We start from the raw sequence: 15269 nt of genomic DNA on the forward strand, positions 1-15269 counted from the left end.
CCTCGAAGACGCCCGATCAGAGCCGTCCGGGCGCCGGCAGTTCGGCCGCATCCACGGCGCTCTCGCGATCGGCGGCGGTCTCGCCGGCGGCATCGAGCACGGGGTAGGCGACCGAGCAGATGTGCGAGTGGATGCGGCGAAGGTCGCGCAGCACGTCGAGATGCAGCGAGGTGGTCTCGATGGTCTGCGGCCGGCCTTCGCGCAGGCGTTCCAGATGGCGCTCGACGGCGGCCAGTTCGGCCGCACGCAGTGCCGCCTTCTCGGTCAGCAGCTTGCGGGCCTCGTTGGCGTCGCCGGACATGAAGACGCCGAACGCCATCCGCAGCGAATCGATCGTGCGCTTGTGGAACGCCGACAACTCCTCGGCGCCTTCCGGAGAGAATTGCAGGCGGTGCTTGATCTTCTTGGTCGCGAGCTCGCTCAGGTTCTTGTCGAGGATGTCGCCGATATGCTCGAGGTTGATCGCGAACGCGATGATCTCCATGGCGCGCTGACCCTCGCGCTCGTCGAGGCTGCCGCGGGTGAGCTTGGTGACGTAAAGCTTGATCGCCTCGTTGAGGCGGTCGACGGTGTTGTCCATCTTCGACACCTGGTCGACCAACGCGCGATCGTTGGTCATCATCGCCGCCATCACCTTGCGCAGCATCGCCTCGGTGTAGTCGCCCATATGCAGCACCTCGCGCGCGGCATCGGCCAGCGCGAGCGAGGGCGTCTCCAGCGCACCTTCGTCGAGGTAGCGCGGCCGTGACGGATCGGTCGCCTGCGCCCGCTTGGGCAGCAGCCGCTCGAGCAGCCGCGCCATCTGGTCGAGCACGCCGATGAACAGCAGCGCGGTTGCGACGTTGAAGGCGATGTGGAACAGCGCAGTCGCCTTGGCGAGATCAGGCTGCCAGGCGTAGATGGCTTCCGTGATCGACCGCAGGAACGGCGTCACCAGCAGGATTCCGACGACGCGGTTGATGAGGTTGCCGACCGGCAGCCGGTAGCTCGCCGGATTGTCGCGCCGCGCGCCTTCCAGCAATGGATTGACGGCGCTGCCGAGGTTGGCGCCGAGCACGAGCGCGAACGCGGCATAGGGCGAGATGAACTGGGAATAGGCCAGCGACATCACCAGCAGCACGCTGGCGACGCTGGAATGCACCAGCCAGGTGACGACGGCGCCGATCAGGATGCAGAGCACGGGATCGCCGGTGATCGCGTTCAGAAATACGCGCACGCCCGGCGCATTCTCGGCCGGCGCCATCGTGTCGAGCAGGATGTGCAACGCGAGCAGCATCAGGCCAAGCCCGATCGAGACCCGGCCGAGATCCTTGATCCGGGAGCGCGGCCCGCTGCGGAACGCGACGAGGCCGACGATGAACAGCACGGGCGCCACGGCCGCCACGTTGAACGAGAGCACCTGCACGATCAGCGTGGTGCCGATATTGGCGCCGAGCATGATCGCGAGCGCCGGCACCAGGCTGACGATCTCCTCGGCGGCGAAGGAGCTGGTGATCAGCGCGGTCGCGGTCGAGCTCTGGAGCAGGGCGGTGAGGCCGAGGCCGGCGCCAAGGGCGGTGAAGCGGTTCTTCAGCGCCCGCGCCAGCAACAGCCGCAAATCGGGCCCGAAGGCCCGCAGAATTCCGCTGTGGACCATGTGCAGGCCCCACAGCAGGAGCGCGACGCCCCCCATCAGATCAAGCAGAACAAGGCTTCCCATACGTCTTGGATATCCCGGCAAATTCGAGTCGAAGGGGTCACGCTATCGCCAAATGACCTGGGATCAACCCTTTTTGTTCCTGTTGGAAACGGTTGGCGGCGGCGCCGACGGGGGCGGGGCTGGTAAACGAACCTCGAAAATGTCCGCTCAATTGCGATGGGTTCCGCTAGGCAGTTTCCAATCTTTCCCCGCTATGACCGTAGCAACGAGAGAGCTATCCAGCCAGCAAGCTGCCCAGAAAGGCGTGGGGATCAGGATGTTTGTGAATCGCCGCAAGAGCGAACGCCGCGAGTGCCGGAGCGTCGCCAAAATTCAATTGGGCACGGGGTCGTTGCCGCGTGACTGCATGATCACCGACATCTCGGCGGGTGGCGTCAAGGTGATCGCCGAATATCTGGAGATTCCGCCGGAATTCACCATCATCCTGTCGTCCGGCAGTCCGCGCCAGTGCCGGCTGGCCTGGCGCATCGGGCACGAATTCGGCGCCCAGTTCGTCGACTGAACCAGCCGCCAGGCTGGCTGGCCGCCCGGCATCCGGCGGCGCTTTTGGGCCGGATGACGGCGAGATGATGGCATCCTTAACCGGAACTTAGGGTTAAGCTGTGAGCATCCCGGAACATTCGCCGTTCCGAGTCTCGTTGATGTCTGAGAAACTTTCCCGACCTTTGGGCCGCGTGCGCCAGCTCGCCGGCCCGGTATCTGCCGTGATCCTGCTGATCGGGCTTTCCGCCTGTCAGACCTCGGGTCCGTCCGACATCACCGGGTCATTGGGCGACACGGCGGAGGCCACGCCGGCCCCGGCCGATCCGCGGCGCGACATCGCGACTTACCATGAACGGGTCCGCTCCAATCCGAAAGACACCGACGCTGCCCTGAAATACGCCCGGGCGCTGCGCGCTACCGGCCAGCGGGCGCAGGCCGTCGCCGTCATGGAGCAGGCGGTGCTGGCGCAGCCCAGCAACAAGGCGCTGCTCGCAGGTTACGGGCGGGCGCTCGCCGACAATGGCAATTTCCAGCAGGCCTTCGACGTGCTCGGGCGCGCCCACACCCCGGAGGACCCGGACTGGCGCATCCTGTCGGCGCAGGGCGCCGTGCTCGACCAGCTCGATCGCCACGACGAGGCACGCCAGTATTACGCGAGCGCGCTGAAGATTGTGCCCGACGATCCGTCGGTGCTGTCCAATCTCGGCCTGTCCTATCTGCTGTCGAAGGACCTGCCGAAGGCCGAGGAGACTCTGCGTCACGCGCGGGAGCGTGCTCCCGACGACATGCGGGTGCGAACCAACCTTGCCGTCGTGGTCGGCCTGCAGGGCCGCCAGGCCGATGCTGAAGCCATCATGAAGGCCGATCTGCCGCCGGAGCAGGGTTCGGCCAATGTTGCCGCGCTGAAGCGGCTGTTGGCGCGCAGGGACGCGAGCCGGACCGATACCGACAAGATCCCGGTCGCGGCCAGCCGCCGCGACTAACGCGTTTTCAGGCGAGAATCTGGCGGGCTAGAGCCCTTTCCGTTCCGATGGGATCGGAACGGGACTCTAGAGATTCTTGTTTGGCGCGTTTTCTTCGCGCAAAACGGCAGCCACTTCGCTCGAAAACGCTCTAACCGGCGGCCCGGCGCCTATTGCCGCGGCGCGACTGCAGCTTCTTGAGGATCGGCGACAGGAACGATTCGCGCGCCTCGGCGAGGTCAGGACGACCGGTGAGGCGCTGGGCGATCTGCAGGAATGTCCTCGTGGTGCGATGGCGTGCGGAGACTTCCGCGATCATCTGGCCGTTGTTGGCGGCTTCGCCGAACAGCCTGCAATCGAACGGGATGGTCGCAATCGGCTGACTGTCGATCGTCTTGGCGAAGTCCTTGATCTCGATCTCGGGGCGCTTCGACATGCCGACCTGGTTCAGACAGTAGAGCGGCGGCCGGTCGTTCGGACGCGCGGCCTTCAGCAGGTTCATCATGTTCTTGGTGTTGCGCATATTGGCAAGGTCGGGCTCGGCGACGATCAGGATGTCGTCGGCTCCCACCAGCACGCGCTTGGTCCATGCGGTCCATTGGTGCGGGACGTCGAGCACGATGCAGGACGTGGTCATGCGCATGGTGTCGAAGATGGCGTCGAATGCTTCGGCGCCGAAATCGTAGACCTGGTCGAGGGTGGCCGGCGCCGCCAGCAGGCTCAGATGATCGCTGCATTTTGCGAGCAGGCGATCCATGAAGGCGCTGTCCGGACGTTCGGGCGAGAACACCGCGTTGGCGATGCCCTGTGTCGGATCCTGGTTGTAGTCGAGCCCGGCGGTGCCGAAGGCGAGGTCGAGATCGATCACGACCGAATCCAGCCCGAGGTCGCGCGCGATGGTCCAGGCAACATTGTGGGCAATGGTCGAGGCGCCGACACCGCCCTTGGCGCCCGCGACCGCAATCAGGCGGCCGACCGAGACCGCTTCCGAGGACGAGAACAGGCTGCAGATCGAGCGCACGACATCGAGCACCTTGACCGGCCCGATGACGTAGTCGTTGACGCCGCGCCGCACCAATTCGCGATACGGCGCAGCCTCGCCGGGCGTACCGAGCACGACAACGCGGGTGCCGGGATCGCACACCGTGGCGAGTTCGTCGAGGCCGGCGAGGAAATCGCTGTCCGGCTCGGTCTCCAGCATGATGACGTTGGGCGTCGGCGCCTTGTGATAGGTGTCGATCGCCGCGGCGATGCCGCCCATGTGGACGGAGAGGTGAGCCTTGGCGAGCCGGCGGTCCTCGGCGGCGGCGCGCGCGGTTGCGGCGGTCGCGACGCTGGCGCAGAACGCCTGCACCGAAATCCGCGGCGCCGGCGCGATGTGGTCGTTGGCGTGCTGCGGCTCGTGTTGTGGTTCGGTCATTTCCCGGCGTCGCTCAACTTGGCTTTGTCGGCTTCAGGATAGTTGGTCGTGGTCGACTCGCCCTTGCTGTATTTCTGGAACGCGACCGAGCGGCGCGGCGTGTAGGCGGCGGTTTCGGTCCGCGGCTGCTCGAGGTCGGACGGATTGGCGACCATCGCGGCGAGATTGCGCTGCGTGGCGCAGCCGAAATTCTCGTACTGCTTGTTCTCGTTGTAGCTCGGATTGTAGATCGAGGGAGCGAGATCGCTCGGCCACAGGCCGCAGGGACCGGCGACCGCGGCCATCTTCGGGTAGCTGAGGCGAATGGTCGGAAGCGCGCGCGGGTCGTCGACGCGATAGGCGCGCCTGGTGATGGCGTGGCCGGGCACCCCCATCGACGCCAGCACGCCGCGGATCTCCTGGTACACCGCCTGCGCCGAGCGCGCGTTCGAGGTGTCGGCCGGCACGTCGACCGCGATCGCGCCGGTGCCTTCACGGCGCCAGGTGCGGGCCAGTCCCATGACGTCGTCGCGCTGGGTTTCGGTGAGGTTGCCGCGGGTCCGGCTCACGAACACGACGATCGACTGCTCGCCCTCGGTGATGGCGATCGGATGCCGTTGCCGGTAGTCGTCGGGCACGGTGCCGGTGACGACATTGTCGCCGGTCAGGTTGCAGCCGCCGAGCGCGATCGCGCTGACGACGAGGGCGCCGCACAGCGACAGCGCTCTGACGTGACCGGCTTGCGTGTTGCGTGTCATCATAGGATCCCCCAACCCCCTTCAGGCCCGCGCCTCAGTCGATGATGAAGCCGAAATTGACCGGCGTGGCGCCGATCGGCTCGCCACGGGCTGCAACGCCGTAGATGCGATTGACGCGCGCCAGCAGCGCCGATTGTGCGTCGGAGGCCGGAGCAAATCCGTCATCCGGACGGGACAATTCCTTCTGGGCGACCGCGCGCACCACATAGGGCGTCACGATGACCATGAGCTCGGTCTCGTTGTTGACGAAGTCCTGGCTCCTGAACAGCTGGCCGAGCACCGGGATCTGATCGACGCCCGGCATTCCGTTGATGGCCTGCTTGGTCTGCTCCTGGATCAATCCGGCCATCGCGATCGAACCGCCGGAGGGCACCTCCAGCGTGGTGTCGGCGCGCCGGGTCTTGATCGAGGGAATGGTGGTGCCGTTCTGGCCGCCGGTCAGGGCGTTGTCCATCGAGACTTCGGAAACCTCGGTCATCACCTTCAGGCTGATGCGTCCCTCGGACAGCACCACCGGGGTGAAGTTGAGCGAGATGCCGAACTTCTTGAAGCTGACGGTCTGCACGCAATTGCCGATCGTGCCCGACGTCGTCGTCTGACAGGTGACGCCGGTTGGGATCGGAAACTCGCCGCCCGAAACAAACGTCGCCGACTCGCCGGAGATCGCGGTGAGGTTGGGTTCGGCCAGCGTCTTGACCACGCCCGCGCTTTCCATCGCGCGCAGCGTCGCGGTGACGGTCGGCACACCGAGCTTGTTCAGGGCAGCGCCGGTCAGCAAGTTGCTGGTGAGCGGCCCGTTGTTGGCGGTGAAGGGGTTGGCGTTGTTGAAGACCACAGCGGCAGTGCCGTAGTTCATGTTGGCGCTGAGATCGACGCCGAGCTGCTTGATGACGTCGCGGCGGACTTCGGCGACGGTGACTTTCAGCATCACCTGGTCGCGGCCGCGCACCACGATGGAGTTGACGACCTTGTCGGCGCTGCCGACCAGCTTCGCGGCGATGTCGCCGGCCTGCTGGGCTTCGACCGGGCTCGCCACCGTGCCGGTCAGAACCACGCTTTCGCCGACGCCCTCGATCTGGACGCCCGGCAGCATCTGCTTCAGCGCGGCGCGCATGCCGTTGAGGTCACGCTTGATCGCGATGTCGTAGGAGGCGACCTGGTTGCCGTCGGCATCGAAGAACACCACGTTGGTCTGGCCGACCGCCGCGCCGATGATATAGGCGCGCTGCGCCGAGCGGATCACCGCGTTGGCGATCTTGGGATCGGCAACCAGCACGTCCTTGGCCTCGCGCGGCAGGTCGACCACGACAGACTTGCCGACCCCGAGCGAAACGAACCGCGTCTTGGCGGCGATGCTGCTCGTGACCGCGACATCCGCGTTCTTGTCGGGATCGGTCGCGCTGGCGAGGGCAGGGATCAGCATCAGGGCGGTGACCGCCGAGAATGACAGCGAGCGGACCAGTGTGGTCCGTGTCGCCAGTTGTTTTGCAGCCGTTGTCATAGCGAAGCCCCCATCACTTCTGTGTCGTCTGCGAGCTCGGGATGCCGAAGCGCACCACCTTGATGCTCTCGCCCCGCTTCGGGGCCTGGTCTCTGGTCTCGTCGGTCTTCTCGTTGACGTCGGCGATGCTGCGCAGCGCCAGCGCCAGCGTGCCGCTCTGCCGGGCACGCGCCAGCGTTTCGGCCTGCTCGGGCTTGAGTTCGAGGGTCACGGTCTTGCCGACGAGGGAGTTGTTGCCGTCCTTCTCTTTCGGCGCCTGGTCGATCGCCAGCACGCGAACGTTGGACAGCAGGATCTCGGTCGTGATGATGTCGCGGCTGCCCTGAACCTGATCGGGGTTCTTGTCGCGTCGCGACAGGATCACATCGACGCGGTCGTTCGGCAGGATGAAGCCGCCGGCGCCGGTCTCCGGCGAGATTTCGGTGGAGATCGCGCGCATGCCGGAGGGCAGGATCGCGGCCATGAAGCCGCTGCCATTGGCCTTGACCAGCTTCTGCTCGCGGATCGGCTCGCCGATGATGAATGGCGTGCGCGCAATCGAGCCGATGACGTCGTTCATGGCGTCGGGATTGGTGTCGTGGCGGATGAACGCGGCGCTCGCGGTCTCAGCCGGCCAGCGCTGCCATTGCAGGTCTTCGGCCTTGACCGACTGGCCAAGGCCGATGTCGGACTTCGCCACCAGCACCTCGACGGTCGGCAGTTGCACCACCGGCGGCGCGACCGGCGCCGGTTTTTTATCGCCGACGCTCGCGAGATACATGGCCGCGAGGCCTGCGACGCCGGCGATGCCGAGGACCACGATGCGTGCCGTCTTCATGCGATTGTCTGAATGCCCTTAACGCCGGGCAGTCACGTTCCTTGCGGCACTGACAGCCCTTCCCGGAGGCATCACTACGGCCGCAAAAGTATAAGGGAACTTGATGGAAGGTCCGGACAATTAAGGGATTGGTGGGGATGGTGAACGGCGAGTTATCGGCGCCGGCCGCATCTCCGCAGAATCCCGGAGATCGTGCGCGCTCCAGCGCGTGCGGCCTTGGTCGCAACGCGCCGTCGCGGCATGTCCGTTGTGGTTAATCCCGCCTAACCCGGCAGCCGGCGCCGAGGATCAGAGTGCGGCCTTCAACGCCGCAAAGCCGCGATCGAGATCGGCCTTGAGGTCGTCGACATTCTCGAGCCCGATATGCAGCCGCAGCGTCGGTCCGCCCGGCGACCATTTGGTCGCGGTGCGATAATCGCTGCAGTCGAACGGGATCGCGAGGCTCTCGAAGCCGCCCCAGGAAAAGCCCATGCCGAACAGCCTGAGCGCGTTGAGCATGGTATCGACTGCGGTTTGCGGAACGGGCTTCAACACAATGCTGAACAGACCGGAGGCGCCGGTGAAGTCGCGCTTCCAGATCGCGTGGCCGGGATCGGTTTCCAGGGCAGGGTGCAGCACGCGCGCGACCTCGGGCCGGGCGGCCAGCCAGCGTGCCATCTCGAGGCCGGAGCGATGATGTTGCGCAAGCCGCACTGATAGCGTGCGGACACCGCGCAGCGCGAGATAGACGTCGTCGGGGCCGGCGCAGACGCCGAGCAGGCGGATACCCTCGGCAATCAGCGGCCAGGCCTTCGCGTTGGCCGAGATGGTGCCGAACATGATGTCGGAATGGCCGCCGATATATTTGGTCGCGGCCTGCATGCTGATGTCGACGCCCTGCTCAAGCGAGCGGTGATAAAGCGGCGTCGCCCAGGTGTTGTCGTCGATGACCAGCGCGCCGCGGGCATGGGCCACCGCCGCGATGGCCGGAAGGTCGGGCATCTCGAAGGATTGCGATCCCGGCGCCTCGAGCAGCACGGCGCGGGTGTTCGGCTTGAACAGGGTCTCGATGCCGGCGCCGATCAGCGGGTCGAAATACGTGGTCTCGATCCCGAGCTTGCCCAGCATGCCGTTGCAGACGTTTCGCGTCGGCCGGTAGGCATTGTCGCAGACCAGCAGATGGTCGCCGGCCTTCAGCACGGCGAGCAGCGTGGTGCTGATGGCGGCCGCGCCTGACGGTGCGAGCCCGACCCCGGCGCATTGCGGGCCTTCCAGCGCCATCAGCACGTCCTGCAGCGCCCGGGTAGTCGGGGTGCCGTGGCGGCCATAGGTGAATTCGGCGCGATGGGCGTGGAGGTCTTCCGCGGTGGGATAGAGCACGGTCGAGCCGTGAAACACCGGCGGATTGACGAAGCCCTTCTGGGCCTTGGTATCGCGGCCGGCCGTGACCAGGCGGGTTGCGATGTGCTGCGGGTGGGCGGGCGTGGAGCCGTCTGAGGAGGTCATGGATCGCTGCCGTTCGACTTTAGACTTTTTGCCGCGGCCGCACCGCGTCGGACGACGGGGCTGCGCCGGGAGGTGTTACTAACAGGACGCAGAAGACATGCGTCAACCCCTTGACCCGGCTCGTCAGTCGCTATGTGATGCGGCGCAACTACCAGTCGCCGCACGTTGAGGGGCCTGCCGCGACCTACGATCCGTTGCCCGATCGGTTTGCCCGCCAAACTGCCGGTCGGACCAGCATCTTTTGCTGCATTGGATCATTGGGATGGCCCGTGAAACGCGCGAGGCGATCACAAAGCAAACGTCCAACGGACGACCCTGAAAGGCCCTGCCCATGAAATGCGCATCCCTGGCTGTTTTTCTTGCCGTTGCCGCTGCCGCCCTGTCGGGCCAGGCGGCCTCGGCGCAAACCCTCAAGACGGTCAAGGATCGGGGCCAGTTGTCCTGCGGCGTCAGCCAGGGCCTGCCGGGCTTCTCCGCGCCCGACGACAAGGGGAACTGGACCGGGATCGACGTCGACGTTTGCCGCGCCATTGCCGCCGTGGTGCTCGACGACCCTACCAAGGTCAAGTTCGTGCCGCTGTCGGCCAAGGATCGCTTCACCGCGCTGCAGTCCGGCGAGATCGACGTGCTGTCGCGCAACACCACCTGGACGGTGTCGCGCGACACCTCGCTCGGCGCCAATTTTGCCGGCGTGACCTACTATGACGGGCAGGGCTTCATGGTGAAGAAGTCGCTCAAGGTCAATTCGGCAATGGAATTGAACAGCGCGTCGGTGTGCGTGCAGACCGGTACCACGACGGAGCAGAACCTCGCCGACTTCTTCAAGGGCAACAACATGAAGTACGAGGTGATCGCGTTCGGCAGCATCGACGAGGCCGTCAAGGCCTATGAATCCGGACGCTGCGACGTCTTCACCGATGACGCTTCGGGACTCTATGCCAGCCGTCTCAAGCTCGCGAACCCCGCCGATCACATCGTGCTGCCGGAAATCATTTCCAAGGAGCCGCTGGGGCCGATGGTGCGCCACGGCGACGACCAGTGGTTCGACATCGTGAAGTGGACGCTGTTTGCGATGATCAATGCCGAGGAGCTCGGCATCACCCAGAAGAACGTCGACACGATGCTCAAATCCGACAAGCCGGAGATGAAACGGGTGCTCGGCACCGACGGCAATCTGGGCGAACAGCTCGGCCTCACCAAGGATTGGGTGGTGCGGATCGTGAAGGCGGTCGGCAATTACGGCGAGGCCTTCGAGCGCAACGTCGGCACCGGCTCGCCGCTCGGCATCGCCCGTGGCGTCAACAATCTCTGGAACAAGGGCGGTATCCAGTACGCGCCGCCGATCCGCTGATCGATCCGGCCGACGGCTGCGGCGATGAGCATCGCGCCCCGCAAACCACCGCTGCAATTGGCCCTCAGGCTCAAGCGTGCGCTTGGCGGCAAGAGCGGCTGGAACGGAGTGGCGGCCCAGATTGCCTTCGCCGCGATCCTGGCCTGGATCGCCTATGAGGTCGTCGCCAATGCGCGCTCCAATCTGGAGACCCAGCACATTGCATCGGGCTTCGGCTTCCTCAACTACAATGCGGGCTTTGACGTCAATCAGAGCCTGATCGCGTACAACAACTCCGACACCTACTGGCGGGTGTTCTTCGTCGGTCTGTTGAACACGATCCTGGTCTCGGTGATCGGCATAGTCTTCGCCACCGTGATCGGCTTCATCGTGGCGCTGTGCCGGTTGTCGCCGAATGGGCTGCTGTCGAGGATCGGCGGCATCTATGTCGAGATCGTCAGGAACTTGCCGCTGCTGTTCCAAATCCTGTTCTGGTATCTCGCCGTGCTCGCAGCGCTGCCGGCGCCACGGCAGAGCATCTCGATCTTCAGCGCGGTCTTCCTCAACAATCGCGGGCTGATCGTGCCGCAGCCGATCAGCGAGCCGGGGCTCGATCCGTTCCTGGCCGCGTTCGCGGTCGGCATCGTCGTGGCGCTGGGTTTGCGGCGTACCGCGCGGCGGGTCCTGTTCCAGCGCGGGCAGATGATCCGGATCTGGCCCTATGTGCTGGGGTGCCTGGTCGGGCTGCCGCTGGTTTCGATGCTGGTCTTCGGCTGGCCGTTGACGTTCGAGCTGCCGCAGCTGAAGGGCTTCAACTTCGCCGGCGGCGCGCGGATCATCCCCGAATTCGTCGCGCTGACGGTGGCGTTGTCGACCTACACCGGGGCCTTCATTGCCGAGATCGTCCGCGCCGGCGTCCTGTCGGTGCACAAGGGGCAGATGGAGGCGGGCTCCTCGCTCGGGCTGAGCCGCTCCGCGACGCTGCGGCTGATCGTGGTGCCGCAGGCGATGCGCGTCATCGTGCCGCCGCTGACCAGCCAGTACCTCAATCTCACCAAGAATTCGTCGCTGGCGGTCGCGATCGGCTATCCGGATCTGGTCTCGGTGTTCGCCGGCACCGCGGTGAGCCAGACCGGGCAGGCGATCGAGATCATCGCCATGACGATGGGCGTCTACCTGCTGCTCTCGCTGACGACGAGCGCGCTGATGAGCATCTACGGCTGGCGGATCAACCGGAGCATGGTGGCATGACGGACATCTCCGCCGTGTCCTTTGTCCGGCAGGATCTGGTCGCCGAGCGTGCGGCACCGGCGAAGACCACCGGCTTGATCGGCTTCCTGCGCACGCGGCTGCTGAATTCGCCGGGCAACATCCTGCTGACGATCCTCGGGCTGTTGCTGGCCTGGTACCTGATCATCCCCGCGGTCAAGTTCCTGCTGGTCGACGCGGTCTGGACCGGCACGGATCGCACCGCCTGCCTGGCCGAAAAGGCGGGGCACGAAGTCGGCGCCTGCTGGCCCTATATCCAGGCCAAGCTGACGCAACTGATCTACGGCTTCTATCCGGAAGCCCAGCGCTGGCGGGTCAATCTGACCTATGGTCTCGGCGCCGCCCTGTTGCTGCCGCTGCTGATGCCGCGCCTGCCGGCCAAGGGCCTGAATTCCGGCCTGTTCTTCTTCGCGCTTCCCGTGGTGGCATTCTTCCTGCTGCATGGTGGCGGCATTGCAGGTTTCGGCGTGAGCTGGACCGCCGGTTTGTTGCAGCTGTTCGAGCAGAGCATCGGCGGCGCCGGCGATCTGCTGGTCAATCTCAGCAAAGGTTCGGCGCTCGCCCCGCTGCTGTGGGTGCTGGGCAAGCTGCTCGTGCTGGCCGGCGCAATCATCCATTGGCTGATCTACCCGCTGACCTGGTTGCGCGATCTGTTGCAGGCCTCGTCGCTGCCGGTCTGGAGCGATTTCGTGGTCACCGCCGCGATCGTCACCGCCGCGCTGTTCGTGCTCGGCGGCGGCGTGCGGACGGGCGGCAAGGTCCTGATCGGCAGCGTGCTGACGTTTGCCGGAATCGCGGTTGGCATCAAGCTGATGGGGCTCGATCGCGGCGGCTTTCCGATCGTCGACACCCGGCTGTGGGGCGGCCTGCTGGTGACGCTGGTGATCGCGATCACCGGGATCGTCGCCTCGATGCCGATCGGGATTGCGCTCGCGCTCGGCCGTCGCTCGAGCATCCCGCTGATCCGGATCTTCTCGATCGCCTTCATCGAATTCTGGCGTGGCGTGCCGTTGATCACGGTGCTGTTCTTCGCGACCTACATGCTGCCGCTGTTCGTGCCGGGGAATTTCGCGGTCGACGGCCTGTTGCGTGCGCTGATCGGCGTCGCCATCTTCACCGGCGCCTATATGGCCGAAGTGATCAGGGGCGGATTGGCTGCGGTGGCGCGCGGGCAGGCGGAGGCGGCATCGGCGCTCGGCCTGTCCTGGTGGAAGACCACGTCGCTGATCGTGCTCCCGCAGGCGCTGCGCTACGTCATCCCCGGCATCGTCAACAGCTTCATCTCGCTGTTCAAGGATACCTCGCTGGTGTCGATCGTAGCGCTGTTCGACCTATTGGGTTCCCTGCGGGCATCGTTCTCGGACCCGGCCTGGTCGACGCCGACCACGGCGTTCACCGGATTTGCCTTTGCCGGAATGATCTATTTCGTGTTCTGCTTTGGAATGTCGCGCTACTCGCTGTTCGTCGAACACCGGCTCAACGCCCACCGCCGCCATTGAACAAGGTCACCATGTCCACAACTCCGATCGTCAACATCTCCACGCTCAACAAATGGTACGGCGACTTCCACGTGCTGCGTGACATCAACCTTGAGGTTGGCAAGGGCGAGCGCATCGTGATCTGCGGCCCCTCAGGCTCGGGCAAGTCGACCCTGATCCGCTGCATCAATGCGCTGGAGGAATTCCAGGAAGGCGAGATCACGGTCGACGGCATCGAGCTCGGCCCGAATTTGCGCCGGGTCGACGAGGTGCGGCGCGAGGTCGGCATGGTGTTCCAGAGCTTCAACCTGTTTCCGCATCTCACCGTGCTCGACAATTGCACGCTGGCGCCGATCTGGGTGCGCAATATCCCGAAGAAGGATGCCGAGGCGGCCGCGATGAAGTTCCTCGAGCGGGTCAAGATCCCGCATCAGGCGAACAAGTTTCCCGGTCAGATGTCAGGCGGCCAGCAGCAGCGCGTCGCGATCGCCCGCGCACTGACCATGAACCCGAAGGTGATGCTGTTCGACGAGCCGACCTCGGCGCTCGACCCGGAAATGGTGAAAGAGGTGCTCGACACCATGGTCGACCTCGCCAGGGAAGGCATGACCATGCTGGTCGTGACCCACGAGATGGGTTTTGCCCGCGAGGTCGCCAATCGCGTCGTGTTCATGGACGCCGGCCAGATCATCGAGTCGAACACGCCGCAGGAATTCTTCGCCAACCCGCAGCATGCGCGGTCGAAGCTGTTCTTGAGCCAGATTTTGCGGTGAGAGCACAAAGCGCGAGTAGGGAGTAGCGAATGGCGAGTAGGGATTCCCGCTATTCGCCACTCACCACTCGCTACTCGCCTTTCAAACGAACGGCAGCTCGATCTTGGTGCGCTTCTCGAGCCACTCCGGCACCGGCAGGTTCTTCGAGCGCATGAACTCCGGATTGAACAGCTTGGACAGATAGCGGCTGCCGGAATCGGCCAGGATCGTGACGATGGTCTTGCCGGGCCCGAGTTGCTTGGCGAGCTGGATCGCGCCGGCGATGTTGACGCCGGTCGAGCCGCCGAGGCAGAGGCCCTCGTGCTCGAGCAATTCATAGATCACCGTCACGGCGTCCGTGTCGGAGATCAGGAATGCGGTGTCGACCTTGGCGGTCTCTACCACCGGGGTGACGCGGCCGAGCCCGATGCCTTCGGTGATCGAATTGCCCGGCGTCATCTTGGGTTCGCCGTGCTTGAACAGTTCATACATTGCAAAGCCGTGCGGGTCGGCACAGGCCGTGACGATGTCCTTGTTCTTCTCCTTCAGGTAGCGGCTGATGCCGGCCAGCGTGCCGCCGGTGCCGACCGAGCAGATGAAGCCGTCGATCTTGCCGTTGGTCTGCTGCCAGATTTCCGGTCCGGTCGACTCATAATGCGCCTTGGGATTGTCGAGGTTGTTCCATTGGTCGGCAAACAGCACGCCGTTCGGTTCGGTCTTGCGCAGCTGATCGGCGAGGCGCTTGCCGAGATGCTGGTAGTTGTTGGGATTGGAGAACGGCAGCGCCGGTGCCTCGACCAACTCGGCGCCGCACAGCCGCAGGAAGTCCTTCTTCTCCTGGCTCTGGGTCTCCGGGATCACGATCAGGGTGCGATAGCCCAGCGCGCTGGCGACGACCGCAAGCCCGATGCCGGTATTGCCGGCGGTCGATTCGACCACGAGGCCGCCCGGCTTCAGGACGCCACGCTCCTCAGCCTTCAGGATCATCCATTTGCCGGCGCGGTCCTTGACGGATTGGCCCGGATTCATGAATTCGGCCTTGCCGAGAATGGTGCAGCCGGTCAGTTCGGATGCGTGTTTCAGCTTGATGAGCGGGGTGTTGCCGATCGCTTCAATGACGTCTTTGTTGAATGCCATGCGGGGGTAATCTTTTGCCGGTCCGTGTGGTGCCCTGGCCGGAAACTAGTGTGCCGACGGCAAAAGGGGAAGGCTTTTGCAGTGCGGCGAATTTCGTACGACGGTCAGCCGCTGGCGTTGATCAAAACCCTTGGCAGGACGCTCGTTTTGCGAATGGCCTGCGATCCGGCCAAATCTTGCTGCAATTGACCATGCTGCG

Annotated in this window: 13 protein-coding genes; 6 read left to right on the plus strand and 7 right to left on the minus strand. The window is 64.9% G+C overall.

The genetic code is table 11. The features are described from left to right. Positions 1–16: 16 nt before the first annotated feature. On the minus strand, positions 17–1699 hold the full coding sequence (locus ACVW17_RS26805) for a Na/Pi cotransporter family protein (RefSeq protein WP_456798037.1): 1683 nt from the start codon (positions 1697–1699) through the stop codon (positions 17–19). A 256-nt stretch (positions 1700–1955) separates the two neighbouring features. Between ACVW17_RS26805 and ACVW17_RS26810 the strand changes: the two genes are divergently transcribed. Further along, positions 1956–2201 (plus strand): PilZ domain-containing protein, encoded by a 246-nt coding sequence (locus tag ACVW17_RS26810; protein WP_021079298.1) that lies wholly within the window; start codon positions 1956–1958, stop codon positions 2199–2201. A 139-nt stretch (positions 2202–2340) separates the two neighbouring features. Continuing rightward, positions 2341–3165, plus strand: coding sequence for a tetratricopeptide repeat protein (locus ACVW17_RS26815; protein WP_456754700.1), 825 nt, complete (start codon positions 2341–2343; stop codon positions 3163–3165). A gap of 130 nt (positions 3166–3295) precedes the next feature. On the opposite strand, the gene ACVW17_RS26820 is transcribed toward ACVW17_RS26815, so the two are convergent. The 5 genes from ACVW17_RS26820 to metC all read right to left on the minus strand — a co-directional run bounded on the left by ACVW17_RS26820 (position 3296) and on the right by metC (position 9104). After that, entirely contained in the window at positions 3296–4564 is a 1269-nt protein-coding gene (locus ACVW17_RS26820; RefSeq protein WP_456798038.1) for an AAA family ATPase, read from the minus strand. Then, complete coding sequence (locus tag ACVW17_RS26825) at positions 4561–5301, minus strand: CpaD family pilus assembly protein (protein WP_456798039.1); 741 nt, start codon at positions 5299–5301, stop codon at positions 4561–4563. Before ACVW17_RS26825 ends, ACVW17_RS26820 begins: the two co-directional genes overlap by 4 nt. A 34-nt stretch (positions 5302–5335) precedes the next feature. After that, positions 5336–6802 carry a type II and III secretion system protein family protein gene (locus ACVW17_RS26830; RefSeq protein WP_456754703.1) on the minus strand — a complete coding sequence of 489 codons (1467 nt, stop codon included), beginning with the start codon at positions 6800–6802 and terminating at the stop codon, positions 5336–5338. A 13-nt stretch (positions 6803–6815) separates the two neighbouring features. Beyond that, complete coding sequence (gene cpaB / locus ACVW17_RS26835; protein WP_456754704.1) at positions 6816–7619, minus strand: Flp pilus assembly protein CpaB; 804 nt, start codon at positions 7617–7619, stop codon at positions 6816–6818. Positions 7620–7907: 288 nt separating this feature from the next. Beyond that, the gene (metC, locus tag ACVW17_RS26840) at positions 7908–9104 is read right to left on the minus strand and encodes a cystathionine beta-lyase (RefSeq protein WP_456754705.1); all 1197 of its coding nucleotides are present in this window, start codon (positions 9102–9104) and stop codon (positions 7908–7910) included. Between the two features lie 331 nt (positions 9105–9435). On the opposite strand from metC, the gene ACVW17_RS26845 reads away from it, so the two are divergent. From ACVW17_RS26845 to ACVW17_RS26860, 4 genes are read left to right on the plus strand one after another with little or no spacing between them, the layout of a single operon-like run. After that, the gene (locus ACVW17_RS26845) at positions 9436–10455 is read left to right on the plus strand and encodes an amino acid ABC transporter substrate-binding protein (RefSeq protein WP_456754706.1); all 1020 of its coding nucleotides are present in this window, start codon (positions 9436–9438) and stop codon (positions 10453–10455) included. A 24-nt stretch (positions 10456–10479) separates the two neighbouring features. Beyond that, on the plus strand, positions 10480–11685 hold the full coding sequence (locus ACVW17_RS26850) for an amino acid ABC transporter permease (protein ID WP_456754707.1): 1206 nt from the start codon (positions 10480–10482) through the stop codon (positions 11683–11685). Then, positions 11682–13202: an amino acid ABC transporter permease gene (locus ACVW17_RS26855; protein WP_456754708.1), complete on the plus strand. Its 1521-nt coding sequence runs from the start codon at positions 11682–11684 to the stop codon at positions 13200–13202. The genes ACVW17_RS26850 and ACVW17_RS26855 overlap by 4 nt, the downstream gene beginning before the upstream one ends. Before the next feature lie 11 nt (positions 13203–13213). Then, positions 13214–13954, plus strand: a complete 741-nt coding sequence (locus ACVW17_RS26860; protein ID WP_249136587.1) for an amino acid ABC transporter ATP-binding protein — start codon at positions 13214–13216, stop codon at positions 13952–13954. Between the two features lie 81 nt (positions 13955–14035). On the opposite strand, the gene ACVW17_RS26865 is transcribed toward ACVW17_RS26860, so the two are convergent. Next, complete coding sequence (locus ACVW17_RS26865) at positions 14036–15070, minus strand: cysteine synthase A (protein WP_456754709.1); 1035 nt, start codon at positions 15068–15070, stop codon at positions 14036–14038. Positions 15071–15269: the final 199 nt, after the last annotated feature.

The sequence above is a fragment of the Bradyrhizobium sp. USDA 4473 genome (assembly GCF_054063335.1).

Coding starts and splice junctions, on each gene's coding strand:
- ACVW17_RS26850 (WP_456754707.1), top strand. CDS start 10,480: ATGAGCATCGCGCCCCGCAAACCACCGCTGCAATTGGCCCTCAGGCTC.
- cpaB (WP_456754704.1), bottom strand. CDS start 7,619: ATGAAGACGGCACGCATCGTGGTCCTCGGCATCGCCGGCGTCGCAGGC.
- metC (WP_456754705.1), bottom strand. CDS start 9,104: ATGACCTCCTCAGACGGCTCCACGCCCGCCCACCCGCAGCACATCGCA.
- ACVW17_RS26805 (WP_456798037.1), bottom strand. CDS start 1,699: ATGGGAAGCCTTGTTCTGCTTGATCTGATGGGGGGCGTCGCGCTCCTG.
- ACVW17_RS26855 (WP_456754708.1), top strand. CDS start 11,682: ATGACGGACATCTCCGCCGTGTCCTTTGTCCGGCAGGATCTGGTCGCC.
- ACVW17_RS26810 (WP_021079298.1), top strand. CDS start 1,956: ATGTTTGTGAATCGCCGCAAGAGCGAACGCCGCGAGTGCCGGAGCGTC.
- ACVW17_RS26825 (WP_456798039.1), bottom strand. CDS start 5,301: ATGACACGCAACACGCAAGCCGGTCACGTCAGAGCGCTGTCGCTGTGC.
- ACVW17_RS26845 (WP_456754706.1), top strand. CDS start 9,436: ATGAAATGCGCATCCCTGGCTGTTTTTCTTGCCGTTGCCGCTGCCGCC.
- ACVW17_RS26820 (WP_456798038.1), bottom strand. CDS start 4,564: ATGACCGAACCACAACACGAGCCGCAGCACGCCAACGACCACATCGCG.
- ACVW17_RS26860 (WP_249136587.1), top strand. CDS start 13,214: ATGTCCACAACTCCGATCGTCAACATCTCCACGCTCAACAAATGGTAC.
- ACVW17_RS26865 (WP_456754709.1), bottom strand. CDS start 15,070: ATGGCATTCAACAAAGACGTCATTGAAGCGATCGGCAACACCCCGCTC.
- ACVW17_RS26830 (WP_456754703.1), bottom strand. CDS start 6,802: ATGACAACGGCTGCAAAACAACTGGCGACACGGACCACACTGGTCCGC.
- ACVW17_RS26815 (WP_456754700.1), top strand. CDS start 2,341: ATGTCTGAGAAACTTTCCCGACCTTTGGGCCGCGTGCGCCAGCTCGCC.